Source organism: Amycolatopsis sp. NPDC003861 (assembly GCF_053605405.1).
On record NZ_JBSGJD010000333.1, the window covers coordinates 1 to 8,569 of the forward strand.

Consider the following 8,569-nt stretch of genomic DNA (forward strand, 5'->3'; position numbering starts at 1 on the left):
TGCGGCTGGTCCACGGCGACCGCCGGGGCGCGGACGCCGCCGTGCGCGCCGGGGTCCGGGTGATCGGCCGGTTCCGCGCCGGGCTGGGCGCGAGCGAGCTGCGCGCCCACGCGTCGGGGCACGCGAGCGAGCTGACCGGCCTGGGCCTGCGGCTCGCCGTCGAAGCGGGGCACCCGGAGGCCGTCCTGCGGTGGGCGGAGCGGCGGCACGCCGGCGCGCTGCGGCTGCGGCCCGCGCGGCCGCCGGACGACGAGGAACTGGCCGCGGACCTCGCCGCGCTGCGCCAGACCGCCGTCGACCTCGCCGCCGGCCCCGAGCAGGCGCCGGCCCTGCTGCGCCGGCAGGCCCGGCTCGAAAAGGCGGTCCGCGACCGCGCCCGGCACGCCTCCGGAACGTCCACTTCGGACACTCGCATCCCGGCGCGTGCGGAACTCGCCGAGGCGCTCGGCCCGGCCACCCTGGTGGAGTACCTCGAACTGGACGGACGGCTGACGGCGCTCGTCCTCGGCGGCGGCCGGCTGCGGCGGTACGAGCTGGGCCCGGCCGCCGATGCCGCGGAGCGCCTGGACGAACTGCGGTTCGCCCTGCGCCGGTCCGCATTCGGCCTCGGCTCCCCCGCCGGGCTCGCCGAGCGGACGGCCCGCCGTCTCGACGACCTGCTGCTCGCCCCGCTCCCGCTGGGCGACGGCCCGCTGGTGATCGTCCCGACCGGGCGGCTGCACGAACTCCCCTGGCCCGCCCTGCCGGGTTGCCAGGGCCGGCCGGTGTCGCTGGCCCCCTCGGCGGCGCTGTGGCACCGCGCCGCGACGGCGTCCGGCAGGCACGGCGGGGAGCACGTCGTCGTGGCCGGGCCCGGGCTGCCGCACGCCGCCGCGGAGGCTGCCGCGCTGGCTCGCCGCTATCCCGGTGCCCGGCGGTTTACCGGCCGCAGCGCGCGGGTCGAGCCGGTGCTCGCCGCGCTCGACGGCGCCGCGCTCGGCCACCTCGCGGCGCACGGGGTGTTCCGCACGGACAACCCGCTGTTCTCGGCGCTGCAGCTGGCCGACGGTCCGCTGACGGTGTACGACCTGGAACGGCTGGCCCGCCCGCCGCGTCAGGTGGTGCTGTCGGGCTGCGATTCGGGCCGCTCGGCGATCCACGCAGGCGACGAGCTGCTGGGCCTGGCCTCCGCGCTGCTGGCGCTGGGCACGACGAGCCTGGTCGCGACGGTCCTCCCGATCCCCGACGACGCCGGCCGCGCGCTGATGGTCCGCCACCACCGCCACCTGGCCTCCGGCCTGACCCCGGCGGCGGCCCTGGCCCGCGCCCAGGCGGAGCTGCCGGACTCCCCGGCCGCCTTCAGCTACGTCTGCTACGGCGCCGGCTGAGCGGCCAGCACGGCCGCGAGCCCTTCCCTCAGGTCCTCGACGAAGTACCCGGGCACCTCCAGTGCCGGGAAGTGTCCCCCGGCTCCGGGCTCCCGCCACCGGACGATCTGCCGGTACCGCTCCCGCGCCCACGGCCGCGGGCACTTCTCGATGTCGCGGGGGTACATGGTGATCGCCGCCGGGACGTCGACCCGGAGCTCGGGATCCAGCGAGTTGTGGCTTTCGTGGTAGATCCGGGCCGCGGAGGCGCCGCTGCGGGTCAGCCAGTACAGGGTGACGTCGTCGAGGATGCGGTCGCGGGAGATCGTCTCGAACGGGCTGTCCTCCGTGTCGGACCACTCGGCGAACTTGTCGAGGATCCAGGCGAGCAGCCCGACCGGGGAGTCGACGAGCGAGTAGCCGATCGTCTGCGGCCGGGTCGCCTGCTGCTTCGCGTAGGCCGCGCGGTGGCGCCAGAAGTGGCGGGTCTCCTCGGCCCACCGGCGCTCGGCCGCCGTCAGGCCGTCGGTGGCCGCCCCGGGGAGCCCTTCGGCGAACGTCGAGTGGATGCCCAGCACGTGGTCCGGGAACCGGCCGCCGAGCACGGTGGTGATGTTGCCGCCCCAGTCGCCGCCGTGGGCCGCGAACCGGCGGTAGCCGAGCCGGCCCATGAGCTCCACCCAGGCGGCCGCGATCTTTTCGGTGCCCCACCCGGTGGTGGCCGGCTTGTCGCTGTACCCGAAGCCGGGCAGCGAGGGCGCGACGACGTGGAACGCGGGCGCGCGGGCGTCGTCCGGGTCCGCCAGCTCGTCGACGACGTCGACGAATTCGGCGACGCTGCCCGGCCAGCCGTGCGTCATGAGCAGCGGCGTGGCGTCCGCCCGCGGGGACCGGCGGTGCAGGAAGTGGATGCCGAGGCCGTCGATGGTCGTGCGGAATTGCCCGATCCGGTCGAGACGCGCTTCGAACGCCCGCCAGTCGTACCCGGTGCGCCAGTACTCGACGACGTCGACGAGGTCGGCCAGCGGGACGCCCTGACCCGGGCCGGTGGCGGCCTCGGGCAGCCGGGCCGCGGCCAGCCGGGCGCGCAGGTCGTCGAGGTCGGCGTCGGTGGCGCGGGCTTCGAAGGCGTGGATGTCGCTGGTGAGCAGGGGCATGGGACCTCCTTGGCGTCGTGAACCGGCTCAGACGGTTCTAACACGAGGCCGGTTCGGGCAGCAACCGGCTAAGCTGGTTCCATGCGTGCCGCGTTCCCCGAATTCCGCCTCGGTACCGTGCTGGCGACGAGCTTCACGGCGACGTTGACGGAGCGGTGCGGCGACGCCGTCGAGCGCATTCCCACACCGCAGCGGCTCCTCGATTGGCTGGCGGTGTGGGGCCTCGCCGTGGACTCCTGCACCGCCGCCCAGCTCGAGCGCGCCCGCGAACTGCGCGAGTCGATCCACGCCACCGCGACCGCGGCCGCAGTGCAGGAGCCCCTCCCGGCACCGGCGGTCCAGGTCCTCAACGACTGCAGCATCGAGGGCCGCGCCGCGGCGGTCCTGACCTCCGACGGAACGCGGCAGTGGCGGCTCGGCTCGCCGTCCCGCGTGGAAGACGCCCTGAGCGTGATCGCCGCCGACGCGATCGCGATCGTCTCCGGCGAGCGGGACGGAAAGCTCGCCTTGTGCGCCTCCCCGACCTGCCGGGCCGCCTTCTTCGACACCAGCCAGAGCCGCACCCGCCGCTGGTGTGACATGAACACGTGCGGCAACCGCCAGAAGAAGGCCCGCTTCAACGCCAAGCACGCGCGGTAACGGCTCCGATCACGCGAGTCCCGCCTCCGATCACACAAGTCCCGCCTCCGATCACGCGAGTTCCGGCTTCGCTCACGCGAGTTCCGGCTTCGGTCACGCGAGTTCCGCCTCCGATCACGGCGGTCCCGCGGCCGCCGGGTCATCATGGAAGGGTGCGGATCACGGCGTGGTGGAGCGGGCTCAGCCCGCGGCGGCGGCTGATGCTGACCAGCGTCGCCGTCGCGGTGGTGGCCGTGGTCGTCGCCACCGTCCTCGTGACCTCCGGTGCCAAAGCCGCGCCCGAAGCCGGGACACCGGACCAGAACAAGCCCGGCCCGGTTCTCCTGGTCCCCGGCTACGGCGGCGGCCGGGGTGCCCTGGAGACCCTCGCCGAGCGGATCCGGCAGGCCACCGGCCGGTCCGCCGAGGTGCTCACCCTGGCCGGCGACGGCACCGGCGACCTCGTCGAACAGGCCGCCGTCCTCGCCGAAGCCGTCGAGAAGGCCTACGAACAAGGCGCGCCTTCGGTCGACGTCGTCGGCTACTCCGCCGGCGGGGTCGTGGCCCGGCTGTGGGTCGGCCGGGAGAACGGCGACCACCAGGCCCGCCGGGTCGTCACGCTCGGCGCGCCGATGCACGGCACCGGCCTCGCCACGGCGGGCGGCGCGCTGGTCCCGGGCGGCTGCCCCACCGCGTGCGTCCAGCTGGCGCCGGGCAGCAGCCTCCTGCAGGAGCTGGCCAAGCAGCCGCTCCCGCCGGGCCTGCCGTGGCTGTCGCTCTGGACCGACCACGACGAGACGGTGACCCCGCCGGACTCGGCCCGGCTCGACGGCGCCGTCAACGTCTCGCTCCAGCAGGTCTGCCCCGGCAACCCGGCCGGCCACGGCGACCTGCCGACCGACGCCGCCGTCACCGAGATCGTGCTGCAGGCCCTCGGCACCACCCCGCTCGAAGCGCCGGCCGAGTGCCTCAGCTCGTGACGTCCTTCGTCGCGAAGTTCGCCCACGCGGCCCCGAAGAACACCACGATGTAGCCGGCCTGCAGCAGCAGCCCGTGATCGATGTTGCGCCACAGCACCGGATCGCGGAAGAAGTCGATCCAGGACAGCCAGTAGTGCGTCGGCAGGTAGGGCTTCACGGCCGCCGCCGCGTCCAGGGTCTCCAGCACCGAGCTCGTGATCAGCACGGCCAGCCCGCCCAGCGCGGCCCCCAGCGCCGAGTCGGACACCGTCGAGAGGAACACCGTGATCGCCGCGAACCCGAGCATCGACACGACGATGTAGGACACCGCGCCCAGCAGCCGCAGCCCCAGCGCGGACGAGCTGAGCGACTGCCCCGACAGCGACGTCACGCCGGTCGGCTGCCCGCCCGGTCCGGCGACGCCGGGGGTGCCGCCGGTGCCGAACAGGATCACCCCGAGCACCAGCGACGTCAGCACGACGATGACGATCGCCGCGGTCACGTACACCGCGAGCGCGACCATCTTGGCGCCCAGCAACCGGGTCCGGCCGACCGGGCGCACCAGCAGGTAACGCAGGGTGCCGGTGGCCGCTTCGCCGGCGATCGCGTCGCCCGCGGTGACGGCGACCGCGATCGGCAGGAACAGCGGCAGCACCAGCGCGAGCGCGGCGGCCGGGTACAGCGCGCCGTCGTTGACCACCGCCGAGAGGAACGCCCCGCCCTGCCCCGGCGGCGGCGCGAAGTCGGCCGTCGCCAGGAAGACGCCGACGATCGCGGGCAGCAGGCACAGCAGGAGCACGCTGAACCAGACCCGCGGCCGCAGCGCGAGCTTCCGCAGTTCGACACCGATCATTCCGCCGCTCCGAACCGGTCCGAGCCCGGCCCCGTCACGTCGAGGACGACCTGCTCGAGGGTCCGTTGTTCGGCGTGGATCGACGTCACGCGCACCCCCGCTTCGACGAGCATCGCGTTCAGCGCCGCCGGATCGCCGTGCCGGATGACCAGCCGGTCGCCGTCGCGGGCTTCGAGCTGCCCGTCGAGGACCGCGGCGGCCTCGGCCGGGTCCGGCGTGCCGACCAGGATCCGGCCGGTGGCCGCGCGCAGCGTCGCGAGATCCTCCTCCAGCACGAGCCGGCCGCGGTCGACGACGCCGACGCGCGTGCACAGCTGCTCCACCTCGGCCAGCAGGTGGCTGGAGAGGAACACCGTGGTGCCGCCCGCGTTCAGCTCGACCAGCAGCTCGCGGATCTCCTTGATGCCCTGGGGGTCGAGCCCGTTGGTCGGCTCGTCGAGGATCAGCAGCCGCGGCTTCCGCAGCAGCGCGCCGGCGAGCCCGAGGCGTTGCCGCATGCCGAGCGAGTACGCCTTCACCGGCCGCTGGTCGACCCCGCCCAGCCCGACCTGCTCGAGGGCGTCGTCGATGCGACGGCGCCGGGTGCGCCGCCCGCCCCCGCGTCCGGCGGCGTCGAGCAGCGCGAGGTTCCGGCGCCCGGACAGGTGCGGGTACGCGGCCGGGCCCTCGACGAGCGCGCCGACGTCCGGCAGCACCTCGGCGACCCGCTTCGGCACCGGTTTGCCGAGCACCTCGATCTCCCCGGCGGTCGCGTAGACGAGGCCGAGCAGCATCCGGACGGTGGTGGTCTTGCCCGAGCCGTTGGGGCCCAGGAAGCCGTAGCGGTCGCCTTCGCGGACTTCGAGGTCGACCGCGTCGACGGCCACCGTGCGGCCGTAGCGCTTGGTCAGCGCGCGCGTGACGATCACGGGCCGCTCCGGCGCAGCCGGGACAGCTCGTCGGCGACGGACTTCAGGACGTCCGGTGTCACCGTCCCGGCCAGCAGGTAGGAGCGGCGGGAGACCGACGACCGCACGATGCCCAGCGACAGCGGCGTGATCGACAGCTGCACGACGCTCCCGGCGGCGAGTTTCACCTGCACCGCACCGGCCTTCCCGGCGGCGTCGCCCGCCGCGTTGGCCACGGTCCGCGGCACCGCGATCACGGCGAAGGCGGCCAGCCCGCGCCCGTAGAGGGCGGCGCCCTGCACGCCCCCGAAGTTCGACGACAGCAGCGGACGCCCGGCCAGCGAGGTCGGCAGCGTGACCTGGCTGAACGCGCCGAGCGTGTCGGCGACGTCCGGAGCGCTCACCACGTTGAAGCCGGACCCGAGGGCGGGCCGCGGCGCCTCGACGACCGGCGTCGTCTGTTCGAGCTGCTGGAATTCGGTCACCAGGATCGGCGCCTCCTGCCCACGCGCGGTCACTTCGACCCGCACCGCCACCCCGGTGACCGGGTCCGCCCAGACGTCGACGCGGCCGATGGTGGTGTCGGGATCGGCGGGCACCAGCCGCAGGCCGGACGCGGCGACGCCGGCGACGTTCCGCCCGGGCAGCGCGCTCACCGGATCGCCCTTCGCCGCGCGAAGGATCCGCCGCGCGAGCTCGGGCGGCAGCAGGTCCCCGGCCCGCGGTAGCCGCAGGTCGGGCTCGCCGATCAGCTCGGTCAGCGTGTTGTCGCCGTAGTCCCAGGTGTATTCGCCATCGGGCAACCGGTAGACGTCGTGCTCACCGGCGGTCCCGAGGATGTCGACCCGGTAGCGGTCGGGCCCGGCGTACCAGGCCCGCATCGGCGTCCGCATCGAGAAGAGCGCGGTGACGGCGGCGAGGTTCGGCAGCTCCGGAAGGGCGAGCGAGCCGGCGCTTTCGGCGTAGCCCTGGTACGGCTTCCCGGCGGAACCGAGCACGAGCGCCCGCAGCTGCTCGGGATCGCCGGCCGCACCGGCCGGAGCGAGAGCGGCCACGACCGAAGGAGCGGAAACGAGCACGGCAGCCACGGCGGCGACGACCGCCCACCGGCGCCGCTTCCCGTGCCGCAACACCATCCGGCATCACCTCTTCCGTCCTTTGTACGCATGGTCCGGGGCCCGCAGCTAGGGTCGGGGGGTGACGAATCCCGTTCATGCTGCTGTCCTGAGCTAGTTCCCGCTCCGGTCGTCCGCACACCCCGCACCTCTCGCGGGTGCTTCGCCGTGCCCGCAGCAAGAACGGAAAACCCTTCTCGTGGCTCACCTCGTCCTACCCGGCGAACCCGATCGCCGGCTCTTTTCCCCGCCTTCGCGGGTCGCGATCGCGGCCGGCGACGGCCTGTCCGCCGACGCCGCCCTCCGCACGATGTCCGACGGCACCGCCCTGCTCTGGCACGGCGAATACCCGTCCGCAATGCGCCTGCTCGCGGCCGTGAACCGCCGCATCCCACTGCCTCCACCGGACGACTACGCCCGGTACCGCGCGGACCGCGCCCGCCGGGCGCGGCTGCTGTCGCTGTTGTACATCCCCCTCGACCCCGGCCACGTGATCCCGCTGCGCCGGGCACCGGACGTCCGGGCCGCGTGCACGGCGGTCTACGGCCCGTCGGAGGTCGCGGCCGCGGTGCCGTTGCGGGAGCTCCTCGGCGTCCTCGGGGCGGCGGAGTGGCGCGCCACCGGCGTTTTCGTCGCGGCACTGGGCGCGCGGATCCATCCGCACTACGGCGTGTTCGCACCGATCCGGCAGGAGTACGTCGACCTGGTGGCGGAAGCGCCGTTGCCGGGAACGGAGCGGGCGTTCGACATCGGCACCGGAACGGGCGTGCTCGCGGCCGTCCTGGCCCACCGTGGGGTGGATCGAGTGGTCGCAACGGACACTTCGCCCCGAGCCGTCGCGTGCGCGACATCGAACCTGGACCGGCTGGGGTTCGGCGACCGCACCGAGGTGGTGAAGGCGGACCTGTTCCCACCGGGCCGGGCCCCGCTCGTGGTGGCCAACCCGCCCTGGCTCCCGGGCCGGCCCCGCACGGAACTGGACCACGCGGTGTACGACCCGGGCAGCCGAATGCTGCGCGGCTTCCTCGACCGAGCACGCCGCCACCTGACCCCGGACGGCGAGGCATGGCTGGTGCTGTCGGATCTGGCGGAGCACCTGGGGCTGCGAACGCGGGCAGAGCTGCTGGCCTGGATCACGGCGGCGGGGCTGCGGGTGGTGGGCCGGACGGAGGCGGCGCCCCGGCACCCGCGAGCGGTCGATTTGGCCGACCCGCTGCATCGGGCGCGGGCGGCGGAGGTGACATCGCTCTGGCGGCTCGGCCGGTAGGGGTGCCTGAGCAGCCCCCGATTTCCACGCTAGCGGAGGGCACCGACAGATTCGGGCGCCGGCGCGGGTGTTGTCCACAGGCGAGACCCGAGCCGGCGGCCGGGGCGCGGGCGGGGTGGGCGCTGTGGATCGGCGGCCGGGGGCGCGAGCCGGGTTGGGGCTGCGGTCTGGCGGGTGGGGCGCGAGCCGGGTTGGGTGCTGTGGACCGGCGGCCGGGGGCGCAAGCCGGCCACGGCACCGCCACCCGCGGACCGGCGGCCGGGAGCGCGAGGAGACCAGCGACGTCACCAGACCTCCCCCGCCCCTCATCCCAGCTATCCCTTCAGTCGGCGGCCGGGTGTGTCAAGGCACGCTTTCCCGCCTTGAC

Annotated in this window: 8 protein-coding genes; 4 read left to right on the forward strand and 4 right to left on the reverse strand. The window is 74.7% G+C overall.

Features of this window, described 5'->3' with window-relative positions; translation table 11 throughout:
- The coding region (locus ACWEVN_RS43725; protein WP_452055214.1) for a CHAT domain-containing protein at positions 1-1,367 on the forward strand (1,367 nt) is incomplete at its 5' end.
- Here ACWEVN_RS43725 and ACWEVN_RS43730 read toward each other — a convergent pair.
- On the reverse strand, positions 1,352-2,503 hold the full coding sequence (locus ACWEVN_RS43730) for an epoxide hydrolase family protein (RefSeq protein ID WP_452055215.1): 1,152 nt from the start codon (positions 2,501-2,503) through the stop codon (positions 1,352-1,354). The two genes, ACWEVN_RS43725 and ACWEVN_RS43730, sit on opposite strands and share 16 nt — an antisense overlap.
- A gap of 81 nt (positions 2,504-2,584) precedes the next feature.
- Here ACWEVN_RS43730 and ACWEVN_RS43735 point away from each other — a divergent pair, with 81 nt between their 5' ends.
- Both ACWEVN_RS43735 and ACWEVN_RS43740 read left to right on the forward strand, forming a co-directional pair.
- Positions 2,585-3,142: a CGNR zinc finger domain-containing protein gene (locus tag ACWEVN_RS43735; RefSeq protein WP_449687248.1), complete on the forward strand. Its 558-nt coding sequence runs from the start codon at positions 2,585-2,587 to the stop codon at positions 3,140-3,142.
- 152 nt (positions 3,143-3,294) lie between these two features.
- Positions 3,295-4,101 (forward strand): lipase family alpha/beta hydrolase, encoded by an 807-nt coding sequence (locus ACWEVN_RS43740; protein WP_452055216.1) that lies wholly within the window; start codon positions 3,295-3,297, stop codon positions 4,099-4,101.
- Here ACWEVN_RS43740 and ACWEVN_RS43745 read toward each other — a convergent pair.
- The 3 genes from ACWEVN_RS43745 to ACWEVN_RS43755 are packed head-to-tail and all read right to left on the reverse strand — an operon-like array spanning position 4,091 to position 6,956.
- Positions 4,091-4,933, reverse strand: coding sequence for an ABC transporter permease (locus tag ACWEVN_RS43745; protein ID WP_310975885.1), 843 nt, complete (start codon positions 4,931-4,933; stop codon positions 4,091-4,093). The genes ACWEVN_RS43740 and ACWEVN_RS43745 overlap by 11 nt on opposite strands.
- Complete coding sequence (locus ACWEVN_RS43750) at positions 4,930-5,841, reverse strand: ABC transporter ATP-binding protein (protein WP_452055217.1); 912 nt, start codon at positions 5,839-5,841, stop codon at positions 4,930-4,932. The genes ACWEVN_RS43745 and ACWEVN_RS43750 overlap by 4 nt, the downstream gene beginning before the upstream one ends.
- The gene (locus tag ACWEVN_RS43755; RefSeq protein WP_449687251.1) at positions 5,838-6,956 is read right to left on the reverse strand and encodes a hypothetical protein; all 1,119 of its coding nucleotides are present in this window, start codon (positions 6,954-6,956) and stop codon (positions 5,838-5,840) included. The genes ACWEVN_RS43750 and ACWEVN_RS43755 overlap by 4 nt, the downstream gene beginning before the upstream one ends.
- Positions 6,957-7,134: 178 nt before the next feature.
- On the opposite strand from ACWEVN_RS43755, the gene ACWEVN_RS43760 reads away from it, so the two are divergent.
- Positions 7,135-8,202: a methyltransferase gene (locus tag ACWEVN_RS43760; RefSeq protein ID WP_452055218.1), complete on the forward strand. Its 1,068-nt coding sequence runs from the start codon at positions 7,135-7,137 to the stop codon at positions 8,200-8,202.
- The last annotated feature ends 367 nt before the right edge of the window (positions 8,203-8,569 follow it).